At 61.1% G+C, this 26,503-nt stretch carries 22 protein-coding genes; 14 read left to right on the plus strand and 8 right to left on the minus strand.

Annotation, left to right across the window (positions count from 1 at the left end; all coding sequences use genetic code 11):
- Positions 1–54 precede the first annotated feature (54 nt).
- Positions 55–1,353, plus strand: coding sequence for an SLC13 family permease (locus CPH57_RS03590; protein WP_046686636.1), 1,299 nt, complete (start codon positions 55–57; stop codon positions 1,351–1,353).
- Here the strand turns inward: CPH57_RS03590 and dapF are convergent.
- The 3 genes from dapF to CPH57_RS03605 all read right to left on the minus strand — a co-directional run bounded on the left by dapF (position 1,328) and on the right by CPH57_RS03605 (position 3,025).
- On the minus strand, positions 1,328–2,203 hold the full coding sequence (gene dapF, locus CPH57_RS03595; RefSeq protein WP_046686637.1) for a diaminopimelate epimerase: 876 nt from the start codon (positions 2,201–2,203) through the stop codon (positions 1,328–1,330). The two genes, CPH57_RS03590 and dapF, sit on opposite strands and share 26 nt — an antisense overlap.
- A gap of 113 nt (positions 2,204–2,316) precedes the next feature.
- Complete coding sequence (locus CPH57_RS03600) at positions 2,317–2,574, minus strand: YdgH/BhsA/McbA-like domain containing protein (RefSeq protein WP_033642311.1); 258 nt, start codon at positions 2,572–2,574, stop codon at positions 2,317–2,319.
- Positions 2,575–2,767: 193 nt separating this feature from the next.
- A complete protein-coding gene (locus CPH57_RS03605; RefSeq protein WP_033642312.1) occupies positions 2,768–3,025 on the minus strand; it encodes a DUF1471 domain-containing protein in 258 nt (85 codons plus the stop codon).
- A 176-nt stretch (positions 3,026–3,201) separates the two neighbouring features.
- On the opposite strand from CPH57_RS03605, the gene CPH57_RS03610 reads away from it, so the two are divergent.
- Positions 3,202–3,846, plus strand: coding sequence for a TetR/AcrR family transcriptional regulator (locus CPH57_RS03610; RefSeq protein ID WP_033642313.1), 645 nt, complete (start codon positions 3,202–3,204; stop codon positions 3,844–3,846).
- A 738-nt stretch (positions 3,847–4,584) separates the two neighbouring features.
- Here CPH57_RS03610 and CPH57_RS03615 read toward each other — a convergent pair.
- From CPH57_RS03615 to CPH57_RS03630, 4 genes are all read right to left on the minus strand, one after another.
- Positions 4,585–5,403, minus strand: coding sequence for a MetQ/NlpA family ABC transporter substrate-binding protein (locus CPH57_RS03615; protein ID WP_096242044.1), 819 nt, complete (start codon positions 5,401–5,403; stop codon positions 4,585–4,587).
- A gap of 19 nt (positions 5,404–5,422) precedes the next feature.
- Positions 5,423–6,091: a methionine ABC transporter permease gene (locus tag CPH57_RS03620; protein ID WP_033637581.1), complete on the minus strand. Its 669-nt coding sequence runs from the start codon at positions 6,089–6,091 to the stop codon at positions 5,423–5,425.
- Entirely contained in the window at positions 6,084–7,109 is a 1,026-nt protein-coding gene (locus CPH57_RS03625) for a methionine ABC transporter ATP-binding protein (protein WP_096242045.1), read from the minus strand. Before CPH57_RS03625 ends, CPH57_RS03620 begins: the two co-directional genes overlap by 8 nt.
- Before the next feature lie 266 nt (positions 7,110–7,375).
- The gene (locus CPH57_RS03630; RefSeq protein WP_033642318.1) at positions 7,376–7,819 is read right to left on the minus strand and encodes an acetyltransferase; all 444 of its coding nucleotides are present in this window, start codon (positions 7,817–7,819) and stop codon (positions 7,376–7,378) included.
- 242 nt (positions 7,820–8,061) lie between these two features.
- On the opposite strand from CPH57_RS03630, the gene CPH57_RS03635 reads away from it, so the two are divergent.
- The 3 genes from CPH57_RS03635 to CPH57_RS03645 all read left to right on the plus strand — a co-directional run bounded on the left by CPH57_RS03635 (position 8,062) and on the right by CPH57_RS03645 (position 10,763).
- Complete coding sequence (locus CPH57_RS03635) at positions 8,062–8,934, plus strand: oxygenase MpaB family protein (RefSeq protein ID WP_033642319.1); 873 nt, start codon at positions 8,062–8,064, stop codon at positions 8,932–8,934.
- 163 nt (positions 8,935–9,097) lie between these two features.
- Complete coding sequence (locus tag CPH57_RS03640; protein WP_096242046.1) at positions 9,098–10,201, plus strand: suppressor of fused domain protein; 1,104 nt, start codon at positions 9,098–9,100, stop codon at positions 10,199–10,201.
- 34 nt (positions 10,202–10,235) lie between these two features.
- A complete protein-coding gene (locus tag CPH57_RS03645; protein ID WP_033642321.1) occupies positions 10,236–10,763 on the plus strand; it encodes a cysteine hydrolase family protein in 528 nt (175 codons plus the stop codon).
- 32 nt (positions 10,764–10,795) lie between these two features.
- Here CPH57_RS03645 and CPH57_RS03650 read toward each other — a convergent pair whose 3' ends face one another.
- Positions 10,796–11,698, minus strand: coding sequence for an NAD(P)-dependent oxidoreductase (locus tag CPH57_RS03650; protein ID WP_096242047.1), 903 nt, complete (start codon positions 11,696–11,698; stop codon positions 10,796–10,798).
- A gap of 290 nt (positions 11,699–11,988) precedes the next feature.
- On the opposite strand from CPH57_RS03650, the gene trpS reads away from it, so the two are divergent.
- The 9 genes from trpS to uca all read left to right on the plus strand — a co-directional run bounded on the left by trpS (position 11,989) and on the right by uca (position 26,497).
- Positions 11,989–12,996 carry a tryptophan--tRNA ligase gene (gene trpS / locus CPH57_RS03655; RefSeq protein WP_047572225.1) on the plus strand — a complete coding sequence of 336 codons (1,008 nt, stop codon included), beginning with the start codon at positions 11,989–11,991 and terminating at the stop codon, positions 12,994–12,996.
- Between the two features lie 117 nt (positions 12,997–13,113).
- Positions 13,114–13,947 carry a phosphonate ABC transporter ATP-binding protein gene (gene phnC, locus CPH57_RS03660; RefSeq protein ID WP_019454697.1) on the plus strand — a complete coding sequence of 278 codons (834 nt, stop codon included), beginning with the start codon at positions 13,114–13,116 and terminating at the stop codon, positions 13,945–13,947.
- Between the two features lie 41 nt (positions 13,948–13,988).
- Positions 13,989–14,921, plus strand: coding sequence for a phosphonate ABC transporter substrate-binding protein (gene phnD / locus CPH57_RS03665; protein ID WP_004939482.1), 933 nt, complete (start codon positions 13,989–13,991; stop codon positions 14,919–14,921).
- 78 nt (positions 14,922–14,999) lie between these two features.
- Positions 15,000–15,863 carry a phosphonate ABC transporter, permease protein PhnE gene (phnE, locus tag CPH57_RS03670; protein ID WP_096242048.1) on the plus strand — a complete coding sequence of 288 codons (864 nt, stop codon included), beginning with the start codon at positions 15,000–15,002 and terminating at the stop codon, positions 15,861–15,863.
- Entirely contained in the window at positions 15,860–16,759 is a 900-nt protein-coding gene (phnE, locus tag CPH57_RS03675; protein ID WP_033642327.1) for a phosphonate ABC transporter, permease protein PhnE, read from the plus strand. Before phnE (CPH57_RS03670) ends, phnE (CPH57_RS03675) begins: the two co-directional genes overlap by 4 nt.
- Positions 16,760–16,990: 231 nt before the next feature.
- The gene (locus CPH57_RS03680) at positions 16,991–17,455 is read left to right on the plus strand and encodes a DUF1456 family protein (protein WP_089196763.1); all 465 of its coding nucleotides are present in this window, start codon (positions 16,991–16,993) and stop codon (positions 17,453–17,455) included.
- A gap of 192 nt (positions 17,456–17,647) precedes the next feature.
- A complete protein-coding gene (locus CPH57_RS03685) occupies positions 17,648–20,791 on the plus strand; it encodes a right-handed parallel beta-helix repeat-containing protein (RefSeq protein WP_096242049.1) in 3,144 nt (1,047 codons plus the stop codon).
- 253 nt (positions 20,792–21,044) lie between these two features.
- Positions 21,045–22,874, plus strand: coding sequence for an allophanate hydrolase (atzF, locus tag CPH57_RS03690; protein ID WP_033642329.1), 1,830 nt, complete (start codon positions 21,045–21,047; stop codon positions 22,872–22,874).
- Between the two features lie 2 nt (positions 22,875–22,876).
- Positions 22,877–26,497, plus strand: coding sequence for an urea carboxylase (gene uca, locus CPH57_RS03695; protein WP_060660843.1), 3,621 nt, complete (start codon positions 22,877–22,879; stop codon positions 26,495–26,497).
- Positions 26,498–26,503: the final 6 nt, after the last annotated feature.

Genomic DNA, 26,503 nt, shown 5'->3' on the forward strand with positions numbered 1-26,503 from the left:
TCACCCTGTTAACCGTTTGATAACAATCACAACGTTTTATCAGGGAGGAGAATTATGTTGGGGGATCCCATGGCGCTGTCTGCGCTGGTCACGCTGGTGGTCATCGCGCTATGGGCCAGCGCCCGTTTGCCGGAGTATTTGGTCGCGTTGCTGTTCTTTGCGGCGGTGATGGTATTGCAGCTGGCACCCGCCGCGGTGACCTTTTCCGGTTTCGCGTCTTCCGCATTCTGGCTGGTGCTCAGCGGTTTCGTGTTGGGCACCGCCATCCGCAGCACCGGCTTGGCGGATCGCCTGGCCAACCGACTCTTGCCGCATCTGGCCGGTTCCTGGCCGCGCCTGGTGGGCGGCGTGGTGGCGATAAGCTACGCGTTGGCGTTTGTCATGCCCTCCAACATGGGGCGGATTACGCTGCTGATGCCGATCGTCATGGCGTTGGCCGAGCGCGCCGGTCTGACTGAAGGTTCGCGCGGCCGCATCGGTTTGGCGCTGGCGGTGGGGTTCGGCACCTTCCAGCTTTCCGCCAGCATCCTGCCGGCCAACGTGCCTAACCTGGTGATGAGCGGCGCGGCAGAAAGCGCCTACGGCAGCCACTTCGCCTATCTCTCTTATCTGCTGTTGCATGCCCCGGTGCTCGGGGTGGCCAAAGGCGCATTGTTGACGTTGTGCATCTGCGGCCTGTTCCGTGCGCGGCCGCAGCCGGTGGCGACCGAGGCGGGGCAAACGCCGCTCAGTGCCGCCGAGTGGCGGCTGATCGCGCTGTTGGGCATTACGGTACTGTTGTGGATGACCGACAGCTGGCACGGCATCGCCCCCGCCTGGATAGGGTTGGCGGCGGCCTGCTTCTGCCTGTTGCCGCGCATCGGTTTTCTCAACGGCGAGCAGTTCGCCGCCGGGGTCAACGTGCGCACCTGTATTTACGTGGCGGGGATCCTGGGGCTGACTGCATTGGTCAGCCACTCGGGGCTCGGCGATCGGTTGGGCGGCGCGCTGCTGGCGATGATGCCGGATCTGCACGGCAAACCGTTTGCCGCATTCGGTTCGCTGGTGGGGATCACCGCGCTGTTGAATTTCGTGGTGACCGCCAACGGCGTGCCGGCGCTGTTTACCCCGCTGGCGCAGGCGTTGTCCGCAGGCAGCGGCTTGCCGCTGCTGACGGTGCTGATGACCCAGGTGATCGGTTACGCCACGCCGCTGTTGCCGTATCAGGCCTCGCCGATCGTGGTGGCGATGGGGATGGGCAAAGTGCCGGCGCGCGAAGGGCTAAAGCTGTGCCTGCTGTTGGCCGCGCTCAGCTTCGCACTGCTGGTGCCGTTGGACTATCTGTGGTTCAGGCTGCTGGGGTGGATCCCGTAAACAGCCCCGCGCCGCCGGCAAAGCAGTCTTCGTCCAGCGTCAGGGTGGCGATTTTATGCACCGGTCCGCGCATGCTGACCTGAAAATCGCCGCTGAAGGCGATCTGCAGTTCGCCGCCCGGCATCCGCACACTAACCCGCTCGCCGACTCGTCCCAACTTGCGCATCACGCTGGCGGCGGCGCAGCTGCTGCTGCCGGAGGCGAGGGTAAAGCCGGCGCCGCGCTCCCAGATGCCGATGCGCAGCGTCTGGCGATCGACCACTTCCACCAGTTGTACATTGGTGCGTTTCGGGAACAGCGGATGGAGCTCAATCTGCGGTCCGAGCCGATGCACCTGCGCCAGATCCAGTTTTTCCACCGGCACCACGCAGTGCGGGTTGCCCATCGACACCAGCGAAACGCTTAACGTCTCCTCCTTCAGGGGCAGCGGATAGTTCAGCGCCTCCGGCAGATCGATCAAGGCCGGCAGCGCCGCCGGGCTGAAATTGGCGCGCCCCATCTCCACGGTTATCTGATGCGCGTCTTCCGCCACCTGGCAACGCACGTCGCCGCCGGCGGTGTGCACCAGAAACGGCTGATGCGCCACGCGCTTGCTGTCGAACAGATACCGCGCGTAGATACGCAAGCCGTTGCCGCTTTTCTCCGCTTCGGAGCCGTCCGGGTTGATGATGCGCAGGGTGGGATTGACGGCGTCGCCGCTGTCGATCAGCAGGCCGTCGGAACCGATGCCGTAATGCGGGTGGCACAGCAGGCGGATTTGTTCCTGGCTCAGGCGATCGGCGACCGAACGGTGGCATACCAGGTAGTCGTTGCCCAGACCGTGATATTTGTGAAACAGCAGGGGAGTCATGGCGTTGCTCGGCTCAGCGGGAAGAGGTCGCTACAGCTTACAACAGAACGTTGGCGTTAAAGCAAACAAAAGGCGGCCTGAGCCGCCCTTTTGCACGATTGCCGATCCGGCCATTAATTGTAGATGATCGCGGTGCCGTGCAGTTTGTTGTCACCGGTAGTGGCGATGATCTGGAAGGATTTGGCACCCGCCGCGTCGGCTTTGGCCGCCAGTTTGTTTTCCAGGCTGCTCAGGTCGGACGCGCCGCTGACGGTAACGACGCCGGCTTTTTGCAGGTCGGCGGGTTGCGTGTTAACCAGTTCGGCGGCGAAGCTGCCGAAGGAGGCGGAAGCCAGTGCGATGGCTGCGATGGTCATTTTCAGGTTTTTCATGGTCTTATTTCCTATCAGTGTTCTTTACGATGTTTGTTTTGTAAGGTCGTTAAATTAATTAACGATCGATAATTTAATGTTAGATGCCGGTTTGACGGATTGCAAGTATTTTTTTAATGCTCGTTAATTAATTTTTTTTACGCCCTGGCGTTGTGAGCAATAAGGATATGCAGTCCACAGGCTTAATGCTTTGTTATTGATAGATTTCTGCAGTGCCATGCAGCTGGTTGTTGCCGCCGGCGCTGGTGATGCGGAAGGATTTGGCGCCGGCCTGATCGGCTTTGGCGGCCAGGCTGTTTTCCAGCGAGGTCAAATCGGATGCGCCGCTGACGGTGATGACGCCCACTTTTTGCTGGTCGGCCGGTTGGCTAGTGACCAAATCGGCGGCGAAGCTGCCGAAGGAAACGCTGGCCAGAGTGAGGGCGGCTAAGGTTAGTTTTAAGCTTTTCATGATGTTAATTCCTTTTCGATAACGGTCAATAGAGGGTTTTAATCCGCTTCGCTAATTTTTATTAACGATCGATAACTAAATGCTAATCGGTTCTCGACGAGGGCGCAATATTTTTTTATAATGATCGTTAAGTTATTTGTGCTAAGCCTGCTGTGGAGCGGGATAGGAGAGGAACGATGAGCATCAATGAAGCGGTCTGCGGCAAGAAAAGCCGTGGCAGACCCAAACAATTTGATCGCGACCGGGCGTTGGAAAGCGCACTCGATCTGTTCTGGCGGCACGGGTATGAAGCCACCTCGCTGGCCGATCTGGTGGAAGTGACCGGCGCCAAGGCGCCGACGCTATATGCCGAGTTCGGCAACAAAGAAGGGATGTTCCGCGCGGCGGTGGAGCGCTATCTGCAAAAATACACCACCTGCACCAACCAGCTGTTGGAACAGGATGTGCCGGTGGCCGAGATCGTCGAGGCTTACGTGCGTTCTTCGGTTCAGGTCTTCACCGATCCCGATACCCCCTCCGGCTGCTTTATGGTGTGCGCCTCCGCTGCGCTGTCGTCCGCTTCCGACGACGTCGCCCAGATGCTGCGCAAAAAGCATCATGCGCAGGAAGCGGCGCTGAAGGCCTGCTTCGATCGCAAGGTGCAACAGGGCGAGCTGCTGGCGAAAACCGATACCGCGCTGCTGGCGAAATACGTGATTTGCACCATTGAAGGCATGTCGGTGCAGGCGCGAGAAGGGGCAAGCCGGGACGATCTGTTGCGGTTGCTGGAGGCGCTGATGCTGGTGTGGCCGCGGCTCAGCCAGATTGGCAATAAGGTGTAGAAACAGGCCCGGTTTTTACCGCAATGCTGATCAGTTAATCCTGAGTGGCATTTTTTTATCCAGCTTCTGGGCGTTCTGTGCAGGGGAATTGCCGTAAATGTCCTGCATTTCTCTATGGCCAACATGAACGGCAATTGGAGGGGCCGATGGCGCGGCCCCTCCACTCGCGCCTTTGCTTAACACCGTCTGTCCGCTATGCGGATACCCTCGCCGCGCCTGCATTGTCTGGCGGGTCGGCTGCGACAAACGTCCCTGTTAGTCTCGCCTCAACCGGCCTTCCCTGGCCGGTTGCCCCTGACAACGCCGTCTTGCTCGGCAGCCGGTGATGCGCGCCCAAGGTCAACACCTGAGCTGGCAGCTACCGGGAAATCTGTCGCTTATGAGGTTGTGGTAGAGAAGTTGGAGATGAGCACGGTGTTGGGCGCCCTTGAAGACGCCGAACGCAGACGTAGCGCATTAGGCGAAACCGCCATGGACGGCGGTTTCAGGTGAGACAGGCAGGGACGCCTGTCGCAACCGGCCTCAATGCGCTATGGCGGAGGGAGGGGAGTTGGCAAAGCCAACCGTCTGACAGGGCAAAGGCGCGGGTTGCCAGGGGCCGCGCCTTCGGCCCCTGGCTCGGTCGAGGTGTGGGAGCCACATGGGGCATCTCACTTTTATCGACCGAAAATTTCACGAACGCCTGCATAAAAACGCTAACTGACCAGCATTACGGTTTTTACCGGGCCGTATACAGCGTCACTGGTTGACCGGGATCACCGCGCCCTGGTACTTCTCGCGGATAAAGTCTTGAATCGGCTTGGAGTGCAGCACTTTCACCAGCGCCACGATCTCCGGTTTGTTCACGTCGGCCTTGTGCACGGTGATGATGTTGGCGTACGGGTTGTTTTCGCCGCTTTCGACCGCGATCGGATCTTTGGTCGGATTCAGCCCGGCGTCGATGGCGTAGTTGGCGTTGATCACCACGGCGTCACCTTCGTTGTTGTTGTACATTTGCGGCAGCAGCGCGCCCTCAACGTTGGCCTGGAACTTCAGGTGTTTCGGGTTTTCCACCACGTCGCTGATGCGCGCGTCCACCTTGCTCACCCCCGGCTTCAGCTTGATCACGCCTTCCCGTTCAAAGATTGACAGGATGCGGCCTTCTTCCGCCACCGCGTCGCGCATGATGATTTTGCCGTTTTCCGGCAGATCTTTCAGGCTCTTGTACTTCTTCGAGTAGATGCCGATAGGCTCAATATGGATCGCGCCGGCGCTGACGAAGTCGTAGCTCTTGTCGTCGGCGTGGTCTTTCAGCACCGAGTTCAGGTAAGGCACGTGCTGGAAGTAGTTGGCGTCGATGTCGTGGCTGGCCAGCGCGGTGTTCGGCAGGATGTAGTCCTGGAAGCGCTTGATCTGCAGATCGATGCCTTCCTTCGCCAGTATCGGTTTGGCCTGTTCGAGGATCTCGGCGTGCGGCACGTTGGAGGCGCCGACCACCAGCTTGGTCGCTGCCGTGGCGCCAAAAGAGGCGAGGGTGGCGACGGAGGCGAAAGCCAACATCAGTAGGTGCTTTTTCATCATCGTTTTCCTTGGTTAATTAACGTTTATCGAGCGTTCTTGTCAGGGTGTCGCCGATGAACTGAATGACGAAAACGATCAGCAGAATCGTCAGCGTCGCCACCAGCGTCACGTCACTGTGGTTGCGTTGGAACCCTTCCAGATAGGCCAGGTTGCCCAGGCCACCGGCGCCGATCACCCCGGCCATCGCGGTGTAGCTCACCAGCGCGATCAGGGTGACGGTGATGCCGGAAACCAGCGCCGGCGAGCTCTCCGGCAGCAATACGCGGAAAATCAGGGTGCGGTTTTTGGCGCCCATCGAGCGCGCCGCCTCGATCACCCCTTTGTCGACCTCGCGTAGCGCGATCTCCACCAGCCGGGCGTAGAACGGCGCCGCGCCGACGATCAGCGCCGGCAGGGCCGCGTCCGCGCCGAGAATGGTGCCGATCAGCGATTTGGTGAACGGGATCAGCAGCACGATCAGAATGATGAACGGAATGGAGCGGAAGACGTTGACCAACACGGAGATCAGCGAGTAGACCGCCCGGTTCTGCCACAGCTGGCCCTTCGAAGTTAAAAACAGCAGCACGCCGAGCACGATGCCCAGCACCAACGTGGCCAAACCGGCGATGCCGGTCATGTACAGCGTTTCCCAGGTGGCGTCCCACAGTTGATCCAGACGCAGGTGGGGGAACAGGGATTCAATCATGTTGGATAACCTCGACGGCGATGTCTCTTTCGTGCAGCAGGCTGAGCATGTCGGCGACTTGTTGTTCGTTGCCTTCGGCGTGGATGTACAGTTCGCCGAACGAACCGTTGAGGGTGTGGCTGATCTTGCCGTGCAGAATGTTGATGGTCAGGGCGTAGCGCCGGATCACTTCGGCGATCACCGCCTGATGGGTTTGCACGCCCACGAAGGTCAGCTTGAAAATCGCCCCCGGCAGATGGGCGGTGAGCAGCGGGTTGAAGCTCTCTTCGGTATCCGCATACTGCGACACCTGTTTGACGAACTGCCGGGTGATCGGCTGCTGTGGTCGAGTGAACACGTCGAGCACCGGGCCTTCTTCGACGATGCGGCCGTTTTCCATCACCGCCACGCGGTGGCAGATTTTGCGCACCACGTGCATCTCGTGGGTGATCAGCACGATGGTCAATTTCAGCTGGCGGTTGATGTCCAGCAGCAGGTCGAGAATGGCGTCGGTGGTTTGCGGATCGAGCGCCGAGGTGGCCTCGTCGCACAGCAGCACGCTCGGGTTATTGGCCAGCGCGCGGGCGATGCCGACGCGCTGTTTCTGGCCGCCGCTGAGTTGCGACGGATAGGCGTTTTCGCGCCCCTGCAGGCCGACCAGCGCGATCAGTTCCGCCACGCGCGGCGCAATCTGTGCCTTGGGCACGCCGGCAATCTGCATGGAAAAAGCGATGTTTTGGCTGACGGTGCGCGACCACAGCAGGTTGAAGTGCTGAAACACCATGCTGATTTTCAGGCGCGCCTGGCGCAGATGGCTGCCTTTGGCGCGGGCGATATCGAAGCCGCCTACGTCAATGCGGCCGCTGGTGGGCGTTTCCAGGCCGTTAAGCAGGCGGATGAGCGTGCTTTTGCCGGCGCCGCTGTAGCCGATGATGCCGTAAATTTGCCCGGCTTCTATCGCCAGGCTGACGTCGTCAACCGCCACGACGCGGCCCTGTGCGCTGTCAAAAGTTTTGCAAACGTTCGAAAGAACGATCATAGCGAAGCGGATCCTTATTGATACATCACAGCATTCCGTCCGGGGCGCGTCGCGCCGGACAAGGATCGTTCGGCTTTTCGGCGGGGCACAACCCGGCGGGAAGTGACGGACGGAACCTCTGTTGCGGGTGAATACCGGGCAATCCTACCGAGGGTTGATAGTGACAGGAAGAATGTAAAATCTATTACTTATTCTGATTTGATATATTAGGCGGCGGGCGAGAGAAGGGGGAGAAAACCGGCCGCAGGGCGGCCGGCGGGGGCGGACTAGCGTTTTTCCAGCTTCATGTGCAGCAGCGGGAACGGGTTGCCCTGGCCGTCGAGCGGTGAGCGGCCGGTGATGACAAAACCGTAGTGGCGGTAGAAGCCGCTGGCCTGCGGATTTTGCTCGTTCACGTCCAGCTGCAGCTCATCGTGCAGCGTTTCCGCGTGGGTCAGCAGCGCTTTGCCCACGCCTTTGCCGCGCTGATCGGCATCGATAAACAGCATCTCCACCTTGTTGCCGTTCAGACCGATAAAGCCGCAGGGATGCCCCGGCTGCTCTTCGGCCACCCAAACGTTGACCGCCGGCAGGTAGTCGTTCAGCACCAGCGGGAACAGTTGTGCGATGTTGTCTTCGGTTAAAAAGTGGTGAGTGGCGCGCACCGAACGCAGCCAGATATCTGCCAATTGCGCGTTGTCTTCCGCCGCGCGTGCTCTGATGGTAATCATCGAACTCTCTGCTATCTAAGTTGAAGGAAAAGAAACTAGATAGAGGTTTTGTGGGGTTAGTGCCGAATTAACGTGGGTTAACGCCCTGCAAAGCGCCTCTGCAGTGGATCGAATAGGCCCGCCTGGTTGCAAGCGGTATAACAACTGTAATTCAGTAAGTTAAAGCTTTCAACCGCCGCAGGGCGCAATGAGGCGCTCGCCGCGTGATACACTGGCCGCTGAATGAGCAAGAGGGCGGCAGGATGGAAGCGGTACGCGCAGCGATAGAAAAACAGGTGCTCAGCCTGACCGGGTTGGCGCTCGGCGGCGTCGATTTTGAGAATCCGCCCGGCGATCCGGGGCTGTTCGGCCCGCAGTCTGTCATCTGGCAGGTACACCGCGATTTCACCCCGATGCTGTGCGGCGGCGTCAGCGCCTTGCTGTTGCAAATGCTGCACCCGTTGGCGCTGGCCGGCGTATGGGAGCACTCCAACTTCCGCGACGATATGATTGGCCGCCTGCGCCGCACCAGCCAGTTCGTGTCGGTCACCACCTTCGGCCCGACCGCCGAGGCGGAGCGGCTGATCGCCAAAGTCAAAGCCATCCACCTGCGGGTGACCGGCGTCGGCAGCGACGGCACGCCCTATGCCGCCAGCGATCCGGCGCTGCTGACCTGGGTGCACGTGGCGGAGAGCAGCCGTTTTCTGGCCAGCCACCTGCGCTACCGCAACCCGCATCTTTCCCGCGATTTGCAGGATCAATACTATCGCGAAGCGGCGCGCGTGGCCGCCGCGCTGGGGGCGACCGCTATCCCTCAGTCCTGCGCGGAAGTAGACGACTATCTGCAGGCGATGCGGCCGCAGCTGGTCTGTGACGAACGCACCCAAGAGGTGGCGCGCATTCTGCTGAAGGCGCCGGCGCCGAGCGCGTTGGCGCGCCCGCTCGGCGGGGTGGTGATGCAGGCGGGCATCGATCTGTTGCCCGATTGGGCGCAGCGGCAGTTCGGCTTTCATCCGGGCGCGTTGCGGCGGCGGCTGGTGCGAACGGGGGCTGCAGGCCTCGGCAAAGTGCTGGGCGCGTCGATGCGCAACGGTTCCTATCAGCGCGCGGTGCGGCGCATCACTCAGGCGTCATGAGCCGCAGCCGCTATAATTAACCTTTGTTTATCTTCGTTTACGGCCGTTTTTGAGACTTTTACGGGTGATCCGGCCAGTAATGCGTTTTACACTTGAGGGCAAAGCCACATTCCATTTTTTGCGCGCAGCCGATTCTGCCGCGCCCTGACCCTATTGAGGTGATATGAACGAGTCATACGTACTTGCTGAAGTCAGCAATGAGAACCAGACGCTGGTCGCGGTGGTTCAGCAAGATCACCGGGCAGCCTATTTTTACATCTATCCCGCCGAAGCCTACAGCGATCGCTATCAGGTGCGCGCCTGCTGGCTGCGCAATCTGGCCGCCGCGCCGTTGCAGGAAGATCGCGCCGCGCTGGAGCAGGGGCAACCGCCGATGCTGGCGGCGGAATTTTGCCGCAACCTGGAAGGGGAAGCGCCGCTGAACCCGGAAGGGCTGATGGTGGTGTGGAGCGAAAGCGACGACGGCGCGGCCCTGTGGTATTACGGCCAACTGCTGGCGGTGATCCCCGGCTGGAGCCTGTATATCGACCATTCGGTGTGCTATTCGGCCAGCTGCATCAAGGAGAGCCCGTTGGCCTATCCGCTCGGTTCGGCCTCGACCAACACGCAATATGCGCAGGCGGAAAGCACCCGCCAGTTTTGGCGCAGCTGGCAGCGTGAAGAGGGCAATCCGTGGCCGAAGATGCAGCGCGATTTTCAGGCGCGCTATGAGCAGCATTTCGGCCCTTCGGTAAAATACTACGCCATCGATCAGGGCAAGTGGCCGCCGATGGCCATCACTCAGCACGAGCGCGACGGCATCTATTACTTCCTCACCATGGGCGTCAGCATTCGGCCGATGCCGTGGGTGGAGATCCTGTTCAACGATGAGGCTTCGCGCTATCGCCGCATGGAGATGGCGATCGCCATCGACAGCCAATACATGACCGAAGACAACGCGGTGCAGATGGCCAGCGCGCTGGCCGGTTTCGCTCACGCCCCTTGGGCGCGGCTGACCTGGATCGGCGAAGGGCATACGCTGGAGTCCGACGTGGCGCCGTTGGGCTATGAAGGCTATATTTTATCGTTGTCCTTCTACCCGCATCACGCGCACCTGACGTTGCCTCAGCAGTATGGCGACCCGGTGAACCTGTTCTGGGCCAGCCCGGTGTTTACCGCCGAGCGCCAGCTGGCGCACGCCACGCCGAACGGCGGGCACGATCTGGTGCACAGGCTGCGCGAGCAGGGCGTCGACCATATTTTCCGCCCGCGCCAGCCGGTGTGCTGACGCGACTTGTCTTGTCTTCTCTTCGGGAGCCGCCATGACCAGCGCGCTGTTGATTATCGATGTGCAGGAAGGGTTGTTTACGCCGCCGCCGGCGGATGCCGCGGGCACCGTTGCGCGCATCAACCAACTGAGCGAGCGCGCCCGCCAGGCGGGTGTGCCGGTGATCGTGATTCAGCACCATACGCCGGACGACGAACTGCCGCACGGCAGCGCCGCCTGGCAAGTGCTCGCGGCGCTGAAGGTGGCGCCGGGCGACCATCGGGTGGATAAAACCACGCCGGACTCGTTCCTGCGCACTTCGCTCGGCGCGTTACTGATCGCCAACGGCGTATCGCAGTTGGTGGTTTGCGGCTACTCCACGCCGTTTTGCATCGATACCACGGTGCGCAGCGCGGCGGCGCACGGTTATCCGGTGACGTTGGCGGCGGATGCGCATACCTGCCACGACAAATCCTATGCCGATGGTTTGCTGATCCGTACCCACCATAACGAGACGTTGTCGAATATCGACAGCTTCGGCGTGCCGATCCGCGCCGTGCCCGCGGCGGACATCGTGTTCTGAGTACGGAAAACGGGGGCCAACGCCCCCGTTCGTTATTTCAGGCCCGCTCGTCGCGCCGCTACCTTGGCCAGCGCCGCCCAGTCCAGATCCGCATCCCCCTGCGCCATCGCGTCGAGGAAATTGTCTTTCAGCACCCCGGCGAACGGCATCGGCGTATGGCTGTCGGCGCCGGCGGCCAGCGCCAGCCCGACGTCCTTCAGCCCCAGCGCCAAGCGGAATCCGGCGGGTGAATACTTCTCGGCGGCGATCAGCGCGCCATAGCCCTGATAGGCCGGGGCGGCGAAGACGGTACCGCTCAGCATCTGCAGGTAGTCGGCGCCGGAAACGCCGTAGTTGCGCACCAGCGCGCTGCCTTCCGCCATCGCTTCAATGGCGCTGCCTTCCGCCATCGCTTCAATGGCGCTGGCCAGGGTAAAGTTGGTGGCGATTTTGACCACGTTGGCCTGCGCCGGATCGGCGCCGAAGTGCCAGGTTTTCTGGCCGAGGGCATCGAACAGCGGCTGCGCTTGCTTCAGTAGCTCGCTATCGCCGGCCGCCAGAATATTCAGCTTGCCGGCGGCGGCCACGTCGACCCGTCCCAGCACCGGCGCGGCGAGATAGCCGATGCCGTGTTCCGCATGCAGTGCCGTCAAACGCTGGGCGAGTTCGACCGAGATGGTTGCCATGTTGATATGCAACGCGCCCGGTTTCATCCGTTGCAGCAACCCGCTGTCAACCACCACCTGTTGCGTGGCGGCATCGTCGGCCAGCATGGTGATCAGCACGTCGGCATCGGCCAGCTGCTCCGGCCGTTCGGCCTGCTGCGCGCCGGCACTCACCAGCGGCTGCGCCGCCTGCGGCGAACGGTTCCATACCGTCAACGCAAATCCCGCCTTCACCAGGTTAGCCGCCATGGCGCTGCCCATCCCACCCAGTCCGGCAAATCCGATCTTCATCATGCGCTCCTTTTTCAGGTTGAAGGTTTTACCCTAGCGCGCCAGGCCAGGAACGCAAATGCCGGAGTGTAACGCCGTCTTACGCGCCGGCGGCGGGCTATTGACGCGCTGCCGCTGCGGGTATACCTTGATGGCATGAATATATCGATGCACTCCACCCACAATCAGTCATGGTGGCGCCTCTTCTGAGGCGGCACGAGTATTCACATCTCTTTTTAATGCCGCCGGTTTGGCGGCATTATTTTTTGTGGCGTTGATCCGGCGGTCTACAGACCTTCAGGAGCACTGTCATGAGCTACACCATTCTTACCGGCGATCGCGCCACCGGCCCACTGCATTTAGGCCACTTCGTCGGCTCGCTGCGCCAGCGCGTCGAACTGCAGCACCAGCATAACCAAACGGTGATGGTGGCGGATCTGCAGGGCCTGACCGACAACGGCAACAACCCGCAAAAAATCAGCGCCAACGTGCTCAACGTCGTGGCCGACTATCTGGCGGTGGGCATCGATCCGCATAAGACCACGATCTGCCTGCAGTCGGCGCTGCCGGCGTTGGCCGAGCTGACGATGTACTACCTCAACCTGGTCAGCGTGGCGCGGCTGGAGCGCAACCCGACGGTGAAAAACGAAATCGCCGAGAAGGATTTCGCCCGCAGCCTGCCGGCCGGTTTTTTGATTTATCCGGTCAGCCAGGCGGCGGACATCACCGCCTTTGGCGCCACCCACGTGCCGGTCGGCGAGGATCAGCTGCCGATGCTGGAGCAAACCAATGAGATCGTGCGGCGTTTCAACCACATCGTCGGCCAACCGATATTAACGGAGTGCCAGCCGCTGTTGAGCAACGTCGGGCGTCTGCCGGGGCTGGACGGGCAGGGCAAGATGTCGAAATCGCGCGGCAACGCCATCCAGCTTGGCGCCGGCGCCGACGAGGTGCATAAGGCGGTGATGAGTATGTTCACCGACCCCGGCCATCTCAACGTCAGCGATCCCGGCCGGGTGGAGGGCAACATGGTGTTCACCTACCTGGACGCCTTCTGCGAAGACGCCGCGCTGGTGGCGGATCTGAAGGCGCACTATCGGCGCGGCGGGTTGGGGGACGTGAAAATCAAACGGCTGCTGGAGGATTGCCTGCAGAGCCTGCTTGAGCCGATCCGCACCCGCCGCGCCGAGTTCATCGCCGATAAAGGCGAGCTGACGCGCATCCTGCAGCACGGCACCCGCCGCGCGCATCAGGTCAGCCAGCAGACGCTGCAGCAGGTCAAGGCGGCGCTGGGGCTGGACTTCTTTAGCCTGGAATGATGCGTACGCCGGGGCGGCACGCGTCACGCCCCGGCCATAAAACCATCATCCCACTGTCATAAACTTATCCGTTAATAGGTGCCCATAATGATTAGCCACTGAAACCAGAGAAATCATATGGCTCAGGCACTGTTAAAATTGGCGCAGCACGACTTTCCAGGGCAGCACGCCGCCGCATCCCGCAAAGTGTTATCGGTCAAGGGGCTCGGCAAAGCTTACAAAGCGCAGCAGCGCGTGCTGGATGACATCAATTTCGATCTGCACGCCGGTGAATTCGTGGCGGTGATCGGCCGCTCCGGCGCAGGCAAGTCCACGCTGCTGCATACCCTCAACGGCACCATTCCTTCCAGCTGCGGCGAGATGCTGCACTTCGAAGACGATGGCGTGGCGCAGGATATCGCCCAGCTTGCCGGCCGCCAGATGCGCCAATGGCGCGCGCGCTGCGGCATGATCTTCCAGGACTTCTGCCTGGTGCCGCGGCTGGACGTGATGACCAACGTACTGCTGGGGCGCCTGAGCCACACCTCCACCCTGAAATCCTTCTTCAAACTGTTCGATGACGCCGACCGCGCTCGCGCCATCGAGCTGTTGCAGTGGCTCAACATGCTGCCGCACGCGCTGCAGCGCGCCGAGCACCTCTCCGGCGGCCAGATGCAGCGCGTCGCCATCTGCCGCGCGCTGATGCAAAACCCGCAAATCCTGCTGGCTGATGAGCCGGTGGCGTCGCTCGATCCGAAAAACACCCGCCGCATCATGGACGCGCTGCAGAAAATCAGCGAAGACGGCATCGCGGTGATGGTGAACCTGCACTCGGTCGAACTGGTGAAAGAGTATTGCTCGCGGGTGATCGGCATCGCCCACGGGAAGATCGTGTTTGACGGGCATCCTTCGCAACTGAACGAACGGATCCTGCACCAGCTGTATGGCGAGGAAGCCAATCAGATCCATTGAAGCACTTTTGACCTTTACCCTTTACACACAAGGCACACCTAATGAAAAAAGTATTGAGTCTGACCACCCTGATGGCCGGCGCGATGATGGTATTTAATGCTGCCGCAGCGGATGCGCCGAAAGAGCTGAACCTGGGCATTCTCGGCGGCCAGAACGCCACCCAGCAGATCGGCGATAACCAGTGCGTGAAGCAGTTCCTGGATAAAGAGTTGAACGTCGATACCAAGCTGCGCAACTCGTCCGACTATTCCGGCGTGATCCAGGGCCTGCTGGGCGGCAAGATTGACCTGGTGCTCAGCATGTCGCCGTCGTCGTTCGCTTCGGTTTACATCAAGGATCCGAAAGCGGTGGACATCGTCGGCATCGCGGTTGACGACGTCGACCAGTCGCGCGGCTACCACTCGGTGGTGGTGGTGAAGGCCGGCAGCCCGTACCAGAAACTGGAAGACCTGAAGGGCAAGGCCATCGGCTTCGCCGATCCGGATTCCACCTCCGGCTTCCTGATCCCGAACCAGGCGTTTAAAAAGCTGTTCGGCGGCACGGTCGACAACAAATACAACAACACCTTCTCCAGCGTCACCTTCTCCGGCGGCCACGAGCAGGACATCCTCGGCGTGCTGAACGGCCAGTTCGAAGGCGCGGTGACCTGGGCGTCGATGATCGGCGACTACAACACCGGCTACACCAGCGGCGCGTTCACCCGCATGATCCGCATGGATCATCCGGACCTGATGAAACAGATCCGCATCATCTGGCAGTCGCCGCTGATCCCGAACGGCCCGATCCTGGTGAGCAACTCGCTGCCGGCCGACTTCAAGGCCAAAGTGGTCACCGCCATCAAGAAGCTGGATAAAGACGATCACGCGTGCTTTATCAAAGCGATGGGCGGCAAACAGCACATCGGCGACACCACCCTGGCGGAATACCAGACCATCATCGATATGAAGCGCGAGCTGACCAAAGGCGACCGTTGATTCCCGGCTGCCTCGGCCGCCCGAATGAAGGGGTTCAGCATGCTGAACCCCTTGTTCCATAACGATGGAAGACCTGTTTTGAATACCGATTTCGCACACTATTACCAACGGATCCGCAGCAAGCAAAAGCGCGAAGCGCTGCTGTGGTCGCTCGGGCTGGTGGTGCTGTACCTGGGCGCCGGCAACCTCGCCGAGTTCAACCTGCACACCGTCTGGGTGTCTATTCCGCACTTCTTCGACTACCTGGCCGAAACCGTGCCGACGCTGCACTGGCACCTGCTGTTCGCCGATGGGCGTACCGAAGGCTCGCTGGCCTACTGGGGCTATCGCCTGAACATTCAGCTGCCGCTGATCTGGGAGACCCTGCAGCTGGCGCTGGCGGCGACCATTTTCTCGGTGCTGGTGGCGACCGTGCTGGCGTTTCTGGCGGCCAGCAACACCTATACCCCGGTCTCGGTGCGGCTGGCGATCCGCACGCTGGTGGCGTTTTTGCGCACCATGCCGGAGCTGGCGTGGGCGGTGATGTTCGTGATGGCGTTCGGCATCGGCGCCATTCCCGGCTTCCTGGCGCTGGCGCTGCACACCATCGGCAGCCTGACCAAGCTGTTCTACGAATCGATCGAAACCGCCTCCAACAAACCGGTGCGCGGGCTGGCGGCCTGCGGCGCCACGCCGCTGCAGCGCATGCGCTTCGGCCTGTGGCCGCAGGTGAAGCCGGTGTTTCTCTCCTACAGCTTCATGCGGCTGGAGATCAACTTCCGTCAGTCGACCATTTTGGGGCTGGTGGGGGCGGGCGGCATCGGCCAGGAGCTGATGACCAACATTAAACTCGACCGTTACGATCAGGTCAGCATGACGCTGCTGCTGATCATCGTGGTGGTTTCCGTGCTCGACTACGTGTCGGGCGAGCTGCGCAAGCGCGTGGTGGAGGGGGCAAAATGACAGCGGGCACTCCGGCATCGGCGGAAACGCTGCGCCAGTTGAAACAGCAGCATCCGGCGATCTTCGCGCAGCAGGGGCGCTACCTGCGCACCGTCGGCCTGATCGCCTTGGCGATCGTGCTGTACTACGTGTTCTTCTTCCTGGTCTTCGGCATTAGCTGGCCGCAGTTTATCAACGGCTGCCAGCAGCTGGGGCGCTATTTCCTGCGCATGTTCGTCTGGCATGACTTCGCCAACTGGCCGTTCATGTACTACTTCCAGCAGATCGGCATCACCATCGCCATCGTGTTCGCCGGCACCATCACCGCGTCGCTGATCGCGCTGCCGCTGTCGTTCTTCGCCGCGCGCAACGTGATGTCGACGCCGCTGCTGCGGCCAATTTCGGTGCTGGTGCGCCGCTTACTGGACGTGCTGCGCGGCATCGACATGGCGATCTGGGGGCTGATCTTCGTGCGCGCCGTCGGCATGGGGCCGCTCGCCGGGGTGTTGGCTATCGTGATGCAGGACGTCGGGCTGCTGGGTAAACTGTACGCCGAAGGCCATGAGGCGGTGGACAAGTCCCCCAGCCGCGGCCTGACGGCGGTGGGCGCCAACGGGTTGCAGAAGCACCGTTACGGCATTTTCACCCAGTCGTTCCCCACCTTCCTGGCGCTCAGCCTGTACCAGATCGAGTCCAACACCCGCTCAGCGGCGGTGCTGGGCTTCGTCGGCGCCGGCGGCATCGGCCTGGTGTATGCGGAGAATATGCGGCTGTGGAACTGGGACGTAGTGATGTTCATCACCCTGATCCTGGTGGTGGTGGTGATGATCATGGACAAGGTCTCGTCGATGCTGCGCAACAAGTACATCATCGGCGAAGATATCCCGCTGTATCAGCAAAAAAGCCAAATCGATTGAGAAACCCCTTGCCGATCCCTATACTGCCGCACATTCAAGGTGTGCGGCCATACCCGTCATACTTGGAGCTGCCTCTTTGTTGGCTGCATTTGCGCGCCCCGGTCACATAGTTAACTATGCTCCGGGGGCTTACAAATTTGCCGCCGCGATGCAACTCCAACTATTTTGGGTATGGGGCATTTTTTTACAATGCGCACGTCCCCGTTAGACAAGTAAAGGCAATGCAATCCCATGATGAACAACGACGTGCTGCGCAGCGTGCGCTATATGCTGAGCATTAACAACGCCAAAATGGTCGAGATTATCAAACTGGACGATTTCGAGATGGCGGTGTCGGCGATGGACGCTTACGTGATCAAAGAAGGCGAGCCGGGCTACGAGAAGTGCCCGGACGAAGTGATGGCGCACTTCCTCAACGGCCTGGTGTTCTTCAAGCGCGGCAAGGACGACAAGTTCCCGGCGCCGGCGGTTGAGCTGCCGATCACCAATAACCTGGTGCTGAAAAAGCTGCGCGTGGCGTTCGAGCTGAAAGACACCGACATGCACCAGATTTTCACCGCGGTGGACTTCCGCATCTCCAAGCCGGAGCTGAGCGCGCTGTTCCGCAAAGAGGGCACCAAGAACTACCGCCCGTGCGGCGATCAGATGCTGCGCTACTTCCTCAAAGGGTTGGCGCAGCGCGTTCGCGGCGAGTAACGCGCAGCGTTCACCGAACATCAGGCGCAATCGCAAGGTTGCGCCTTTTTTATTGTCTCCTCCCTCCTACCTTTGTTGTACTGGCCCTCAGCCACCCGCCATCGATGGAGGGCGTGCCGCCCATCCGGTTACTTTTTTAGGGGTCGTTCAATTCAATGTCGATTGAAACGTAAAATCCAGAGGAGTAATTCAATGGCTCAAATGTCAAAAGAAGATCCGCAGTTCAACGCAAAAAATGTCGCTGCTCAGGTCAATGACGGCGGCGAATTCGCTGAATATACCCCTGAGCAGTTCGGCGCCGTAGGCGATGGCCTGGCTGACGATCGAGATGCCGTTAGCGCCATGTTCGCTAAAGTGGCGATTGACGCCGCTAACTCGATGAAAAAACGCCAGGTCAGAATGGCGAATGTCTATCGGTTGACGTTGGGTTCGGCTTGGCAGTCTCTACAGATACCCAGCAACTGCCATATTTATGGCGGTGGTGAAATTCACCTGGATGACGATACGCCTCAAATCAACATTTTTAATACCGTGGAACAGTCGAATTTCATCGTGGAAGATCTGAGGATCACGAGAAAGGTGACTCAGAAAGATGCAGATCCTATTTGGTGGTATGCCACTCGCGCGTGTACCGGCATGGCTTTCACCCGTTGTGAAAACTTCACCGTGAGAAATTGCGTCATCAGCATGCATACCGATGCTTTGGGCCTTTCTGACTGTACGTCAGTTACCCTTGAGAACAATTTACTTAAAGATCTGGGTGAAGAACCTATCGCCGTTCGTGGCGGACGCCATATTACAATCCAGAATAACGAACTGACGAATCACCAAGGTGACGGGATCTTGCTGAAAACGGGCGTGAACCGAAATGCTTATGACATCTTGATTGTGAACAATCATATTCATGATGGACATAAACCCGCTAAACCTGCTGGGGCCGGGCATACGCAAAGAGGGGGCGGGGTGACATTGAATAATGAAGTGACCGGTACGCCTCATTCATTCACTAACCTGACCGTTGCCAATAACCATATTGTTAATACCAGCTATGGCATCTCGCTGGGTGGAATCAGTGACATTAATATCTCTAATAACTACATCAAAACGATCGAAAGGTTCGGCATTCAGATCGACTATTCCTTAGTGAATAACCCCACCAAAATCCCTACGAATAGTTCACGAATTATCGGGAATCACGTTGAAGATACCGTTGAGAATGGCATCGACTATCACGGCAATAACGATATTTCTGTCGCTGAGTCCGTTATCGCAGATAATTTTTTAAATTTCTGCGGCACCTCCAATTCCTCGGCCTTCAATGGCATTGCCGCAACGGAGGCGACCCTCTCAGGCAATATTATCAATAATTGCAAGGTTGCCCTGTTCACCAATAGCTGCGTGATGACCGGCAACAAGATAACCAACTCCGGATGGACCAGCAGCCAGGTATGGATCAAGCTGTACGGCGACCGTACGGTGTTTTCCGGCAATCGGGTCACGGACTCTGGGTTTGGTTATATCCGTTTCTTGAATGGGAAAAACGCCATTATTGAAGGGAATGTGATTAAACTTGCTTCTCCCGCTCGGGCGCTGGAGTTAGGCGGGGCATTTGACGAAACGACTCTCATTGGCAAGAACGTCTGGGATTGCGCTTTTAAACCGATTCTCTCTACGCTTGCAGGGGTAACGGGCAATCAACTCATTCAGTATTCCTTCCCGAATGAAGGCGTGCCCCACATTACCCCTCAGATGTTCGGCGCGAAGGGCGATTGGAATGATACAGCTGGCGTTGGTACGGATGATACGCAGGCGTTTAAACAGGCTATCGCTTATGCGATTAGCCAAGGCTGCAAGAAGCTCTATGTTCCTGCCGGCAACTATTACATTACAGATACCTTAAATTTAGGGGGAGAAAACTACACCGGAGATAAAGGCATTGCGATAGAGGGTGAAAATTGGATTAGTACGAAATTCTTCTTTAAGCCGACGTCTAATGATCATGCGTGTTTTGAGTCGAAAGGCGGTTCCGGGATCCATACCAACAGATATATCAGCGATGTGACGATTACGCCGGCCAAGGGCGCGTTATATACGGGCACCGGCTATCGGATCAATGGTTCCTGTTTCATGCGGCATGAAAGATTGCTGATTATGAAGTTTTTTGTGAACTTACATCTGTTGAACGGCTATGCCGGTGCGTTTACCGAGTTCGTCAGTTTTCACTCTTGCCGGTTCCACCGTGGCTTGTCGAACATCTTGATGGAAAGCAATGGCGGGGATAGCTCCTTCCACGGCGTGGGGTTCCATGAAATTCAATGTCAGATCAAGGTCTCCGGCAATCCGGGCGATGGTGGCACAAATACGGATGCCGGCGTGGGGCTGGAGTTGAGAGGAAACGCCAACAGCGTAACGTGGTACAACGGTTTCTGCTATATCCACCTGTTCGGCGGCGTCGGCGCTACGGCGATCAAACTCACCCGAACCAACACCGATAACATCCTGGGGCAGTTTACTTGCGAAGGTGAAACTATTCTTCAGAGTGATGGAAGCACCTTTGAATGTCGGGGCGGTTTCTATAACGTGGGTAATACCACTTACAATGTGGCTGCAGAACCGGTAAACGGCATCGCGGCGGCATTTGTGTTTGATAACATGCTGAGCAATACGACAAGATTCGCCAACGCGGCAATCGCCGATATGGCTCCTAGGCAACTTCCGTGGTCCTTGGCGGACAGGGCCAGCCATGGCGCTTATCCGGCCATTTTCCATGGTATCAAGGACGGCTCCGATAACCTGTTCTATGCCGCCAAAGGAGGGAGTACCAGCTACCATTACTTTGGCGGCATTTCTCCAGGCAATAACCTTCAGGGGTTTGAACCGGGCGTCAGGTTGGCTCAGGACGGGGCTTCTTTAATTAGTTTTTCACCTAAGTTTACGCTTGGCGCTAATAACAATACGACCAGCAGCGGCGTATCCATCTCCCCGGCGGATTTTTCGCCGCAGAAGGATATCGCGACCGCCTTAGGACAACCCTCATTTAAATGGAGCGGGTTGTACACCAAGCAGTTAACGGTTGCGGATAATGGCATCTATCCGGCCGGTAACGGCGCTTATCCTATTGGTGGGCCGAATAACCAATTCTCCTCCGGCCACATAAAAGTGTTGAATATTTATGATTCAGCGAACGTGAACGGAGATCCTGTAGGTGTCAGAGTTGCTGTCCCCGCTTCGGCCGTTGCGCCCGGTAAAATAGGCCAATGGTCGGCAGACTCCACGTTCTTTTATGTTTGCACGGCGGCCAATACCTGGAGAAGGGTAGCGCTCACCACATGGTAGGTACTGAGCTTGCGGCTGACGGCTGACCTATCCCCATCGGCCTGCGGGGCGGCGAGTGTCGTCGCCCCGGTTTTTCCTCTGCGTCATCCCGCCATTGCACTCTTTTTGTTCTCCCGCTGCGCGCCGCTGGTGCAGCCTGTTTGCCGCTGCTGTCATAAGTTTTAATTATAATTTATTGAAATCATGAGATTAAAAATTGGCACGCCGGTTGCTCTGTTGAATCCCATCTTGTGTACCAGATGGAATTCAGTCGATGAGCGAACCTGTTGTAGCGTGCGGTTTTACCCTCAGTGAATGGCAACACCATTACCAAACCCGCCCGGCGGGCGAACGCCTTGCCTGCGTCAGTGCGACGATCGAAACGCTGGTCGCCGGGCTGAACCCAGACGATAACGCCTGGCTGTATCTCGCCACGCCGGCGCAGCGCGAGCAGCAGTACCGGCAGCTGGCACAGAGGCTCGAGGCGGTCGCCGGCGATCTCAGCCGCCTGCCGCTGTTCGGCGTGCCCTTCGCCATCAAAGACAATATCGACGTTGGCGGCTGGCCGACCAGCGCCGCCTGCCCGGCGTTCACCTATCAGGCCGCGGCGGACGCCACCGTGGTCGCCCACCTGCGCGCCGCCGGGGCGATTGCCCTTGGTAAAACCAACCTCGACCAGTTCGCTACCGGGTTGGTAGGCACTCGCTCACCGTATGGCGCAGTGGTCAACAGCTTCGACAGCCGCTACGTCAGCGGCGGTTCCAGCTCCGGCTCCGCCTCGGTGGTGGCGCGCGGCCTAGTGCCGTTCGCGCTCGGCACCGACACCGCCGGTTCGGGGCGCGTGCCCGCCGGGTTCAACAACATCGTCGGGCTGAAGCCGACCAAGGGGCGGTTGTCCAACCGCGGCGTGGTGCCGGCCTGCCGGTTGAACGATACGGTGTCGGTCTTCGCGCTGACGGTGGCCGATGCCGCGCTGGTGGCGGAACTGGCGAGCGGCTTTGACGCGGCAGACCCGTATTCCCGCCCCGATCCGCATACCGCGCCGGCGGATATCCCCGCCGCGCCGCGTTTCGCCGTTCCCGCCCAGCTGGAGTTTTTCGGCGATGTTCAGGCCGAGCGGGCGTTTCACCGAGCGCTGGCGCAGCTGCAGGCGGGCGGCGCCACGCTGGAACCCCTCGATTTCGCGCCGTTTCGCACTCTGGCGGAACAGCTGTATTACGGCCCCTGGGTGGCGGAGCGCACGGTGGCCATTGAGCAGGTGCTGGAAGCGAGCCCGCAGGCCATCGATCCGGTGGTGCGCGGCATCGTCGGCAACGGCCTCGGCTACAGCGCCTGCGACGCCTACAAGGCGGAATACCTGCGCGCCGAGCTGGCGCGGCAAATCGCCCAGCGGCTGGCGCCGTTCGACGCGCTGGTGGTGCCGACCGCGCCCACTATCCGCACCCTGGCGGAGATGGCGCAGGAGCCGGTGCTGTTCAATTCGCAATTCGGCACTTACACCAATTTCACCAACCTGGCCGATCTGAGCGCGCTGGCGCTGCCGGGGCCGCTGCGCGAAGACGGTCTGCCGGCGGGCATCACCCTGATTGCGCCCGCCTGGCATGACCGGGCGCTGGCGGCGTTTGGCGTGCGCTGGCAACGGCAAAGCGCCTTGCCGCTCGGCGCTATCGGTCGGGCATTGCCGCCGCAGCCCACGCCGGCCCCGTCTTTGGGACACGTGCGTCTGGCGGTAGTGGGCGCTCACCTCAGTGGCATGCCGCTCAACGTCCAGCTGACGCAGCGCGACGCGGTGCAGGTGGAGCAAACCGCTACCGCCCCCTGCTATCGCCTGTATGCGCTGGCCGATACCGAGCCGCCGAAGCCGGGGCTGGCGCGCGCGGCGCAGGGGGCGGCGATCCGCGTTGAGCTGTGGGACATTCCGCTGGCCCGTTTCGGCGAGTTTGTGGCGGAAATCCCGGCGCCATTGGGCATCGGCACGCTGCTGCTGGCGGACGGCCGGCGGGTGAAGGGGTTTATCTGCGAAGCCTGGGCGCTGGAAGACGCGACGGATATCACTGAGTTTGGCGGCTGGCGCGACTATCTCGCCAGCGTTAAGGGGGCATGAACATGTTTACTACCGTACTGATCGCTAACCGCGGCGAAATCGCCTGCCGCGCCATTCGCACCCTGAAACGCCTGGGCGTAACCAGCGTGGCGGTCTATTCCGACGCCGACCGCAATGCGCCGCACGTCGCCGAGGCCGACAGGGCGGTGGCGCTCGGCGGCGACAAGGCCGCCGACAGCTACCTGCGCATCGACAAGATCCTCGCGGCGGCAGCGGCCACCGGCGCGCAGGCGATCTACCCCGGCTACGGCTTTTTGTCCGAGAGCGCCGAGTTTGCCGACGCCTGCGAAGCGGCGGGCATCGCCTTTATCGGCCCGACGGCGGCGCAGATGCGCGAGTTCGGCCTCAAGCACCGGGCGCGCGAGCTGGCGGCGTTGGCCGGGGTGCCGATGACGCCGGGCACCGGCTTGCTGGAGAGCGTTGAGCAGGCGGTCGCCGCCGCCGCGCGCATCGGCTACCCGGTGATGCTGAAAAGCACCGCCGGCGGCGGCGGCATCGGCCTGACGCGCTGTGACGACGAGGCGGCGCTGCGCGACGCGTACGACAGCGTCAAACGGCTGGGAGAGCAGTTCTTCCGCGACGCCGGCGCCTTTATCGAACGCTTCGTCGATCGGGCGCGCCACGTCGAGGTGCAGATTTTCGGCGACGGCCAGGGGCGGGTGGCGGCGCTCGGCGAACGCGACTGCTCGCTGCAGCGGCGCAACCAAAAGGTGGTGGAGGAAACCCCGGCGCCGCACCTGCCGGCGGCGACCCGCCAGGCGCTGCATCGGGCGGCGGTGGCGCTGGGCGAGTCGGTGAATTACCGCAGCGCCGGCACCGTGGAATTCATTTATGACGCCGCGCGCGACGAGTTTTACTTCCTGGAAGTGAACACCCGCTTACAGGTCGAGCACCCGATCACCGAGATGGTCACCGGCCTGGATCTGATCGCATGCATGCTGCAGGTGGCGGCGGGCGACGCGCTGGATTGGGCGGCGTTGCAGCGCGCGCCGCAGGGCGCGGCGATCGAAGTGCGCCTCTACGCCGAAGATCCGCTGAAAAACTTCCAGCCCAGCCCCGGCGTGCTGACCGAGGTGCATTTCCCTGACGACGTGCGGCTCGACGGGTGGGTGGCGACCGGCAGCGAAGTCTCGGCGTTTTACGACCCGATGATCGCCAAGCTGATCGTGCACGGCGCGGATCGGGCGCAGGCGCTGGAAAAATTGCGCGTGGCGCTGGCGGCGACCCGCTTGCACGGCATCGCCACCAACCTCGATTATCTGCGGCAGGTGATCGCCACGCCGCAATTTCAGCGCGGCGACGTTTGGACGCGTCTGCTGGACGATGTGCGTTTCCAGCCGCACTGCCTCGAAGTGCTGCAACCCGGTACCTACAGCAGCGTGCAGGATTATCCCGGCCGCCTCGGCTATTGGGACATCGGCGTGCCGCCGTCCGGCCCGATGGACGACTTCGCGTTCCGGCTGGCCAACCGCATCGTCGGCAACCACCCGGCGGCCGCCGGGCTCGAGTTTACCCTGCAGGGGCCGACGTTGCGCTTTCACTGCGACGCCACCATCGCGCTGACGGGTGCCAGCTGCCCGGCCGATTTGGACGGCGAAGCGGTCGCTTACTGGCGGCCGATCGCGGTGCGGGCCGGGCAGGTGCTGACGCTGGGGCGCGCCACGCACGGCTGCCGCACCTATCTGGCGGTACGCAACGGCTTTGACGTGCCGGTGTATCTCGGCAGCCGTTCCACCTTTGCGCTGGGCCAGTTCGGCGGGCATGCCGGGCGCACCCTGCGCGTGGCGGACATGCTGGCGATCGCTCAACCGGCGCTGACTGCTTGCACCACGCTGGCGCCGATCGCCGCGCCGCAGGCGATGGACGACAGCCTGATCCCGTACTACGGCGACCAGTGGCACATCGGCGTGCTGTACGGTCCGCACGGCGCGCCGGACTTTTTCACTGCCGAATCAATAGAGGCCTTCTTCGCCACCGACTGGCAGGTGCATTACAACTCCAACCGCCTCGGCGTGCGCCTGGCGGGGCCGAAGCCCGAATGGGCGCGGGAGGACGGCGGCGAAGCCGGTTTGCATCCTTCCAACGTGCACGACTGCGAGTACGCCGTCGGCGCCATCAACTTCACCGGCGACTTCCCGGTGATCCTGACCCGCGACGGGCCCAGCCTCGGCGGCTTCGTCTGCCCGGTGACCATCGCCAAGGCCGAACTGTGGAAAGTGGGGCAGGTGAAGCCGGGCGACCGCATCCGTTTCCATCCGATCGGCTTCCGGCAGGCGCAGTCGCTGGAGCAGGCGCAGCTCGGCAGCATCGAAGCGCTGGCGGCGGTGAAGGCCATCACCCTGCCGCCGCCGGATCTGGCCCCGGCGGAGACCGTTTCCGCCGCGGTGCTGGCGGCGCTGCCGGCGGCGGAAGGGCGCCCGGCGGTGGCGTATCGCCAGGCGGGGGACGGCTACATCCTGATGGAGTACGGCGACAATGTGCTCGATCTGGCGCTGCGGCTGCGCATTCATCTGCTGATGCAGTCGCTGCGTGAGGGGGCGATACCGGGCGTGGCGGAGCTGGCGCCGGGCGTGCGTTCGCTGCAGATCCGCTACGACAGCCGGCAGATTAGCCAGGCCGACCTGCTGCAGCGCCTGCTGGCGCGCGAACGGGCGCTGGGGGACGTCAGCCACCTGAAGGTGCCGACGCGCACCGTGTGGCTGCCGATGGCGTTTGAGGATTCGGCCACGCTGGGGGCGGTGGATCGCTATCAACAGACGGTGCGCGCCTCGGCGCCCTGGCTGCCGAACAACGTCGATTTCATTCAGCGCATCAATGGCCTGAGCCGACGCGAGCAGGTGCGCGACATTCTGTTCGACGCCAGCTACCTGATCCTCGGGCTGGGCGACGTCTACCTCGGCGCGCCCTGCGCGGTGCCGCTCGATCCGCGCCATCGCCTGCTGAGCTCCAAATACAACCCGGCGCGCACCCACACCGCCGAAGGGACGGTCGGCATCGGCGGCATGTACATGTGCATCTACGGCATGGACTCGCCGGGCGGTTACCAGCTGGTGGGGCGCACGCTGCCGATCTGGAACAAGTTTCTCAAAAACCCGCAGTTCACCGCCGGTGAGCCCTGGCTGCTGCGCTTCTTCGATCAGGTGCGCTTCTACCCGGTCAGCGAGCGAGAGCTGGACGAGCAGCGCGAAGCGTTCCGTGAAGGGCGCATGCAGGTGCGCATCGAAGAGAGCGAGTTCGACTTCGCCGCCTACACCCGTTTCCTGGCCGACAACGCCGAGGCGATCGCCGACTTCCAGCATCGCCAGCAGCAGGCGTTCAGCGCCGAAGTGGCGCGCTGGCGCAGCGATGACGACGAGGCCGAGGCGCAGCTGTTGCCGCCGGAGGAAGAAGACGCCATCGACGGCGATCTGGTCAGCGCCGATCTGAACGGCAGCGTGTGGAAGATCCTGGTGGAACCGGGGCAGGTGGTGGCGGCCGGGCAGCCGCTGATCGTGGTCGAGGCGATGAAAATGGAGCTGGCGGTCACCGCGCCGCGCGCCGGGATCGTTAAACGCATCAGCTGCCGGCAGGGGCGGCCGGTCGGGCCGGGCGACGCCCTGCTGTGGCTGGAAAAGGCGGTCTGAACGGAG

This window comes from Serratia sp. JKS000199 (genome assembly GCF_900215455.1).
Lineage (GTDB): Bacteria > Pseudomonadota > Gammaproteobacteria > Enterobacterales > Enterobacteriaceae > Serratia > Serratia ureilytica.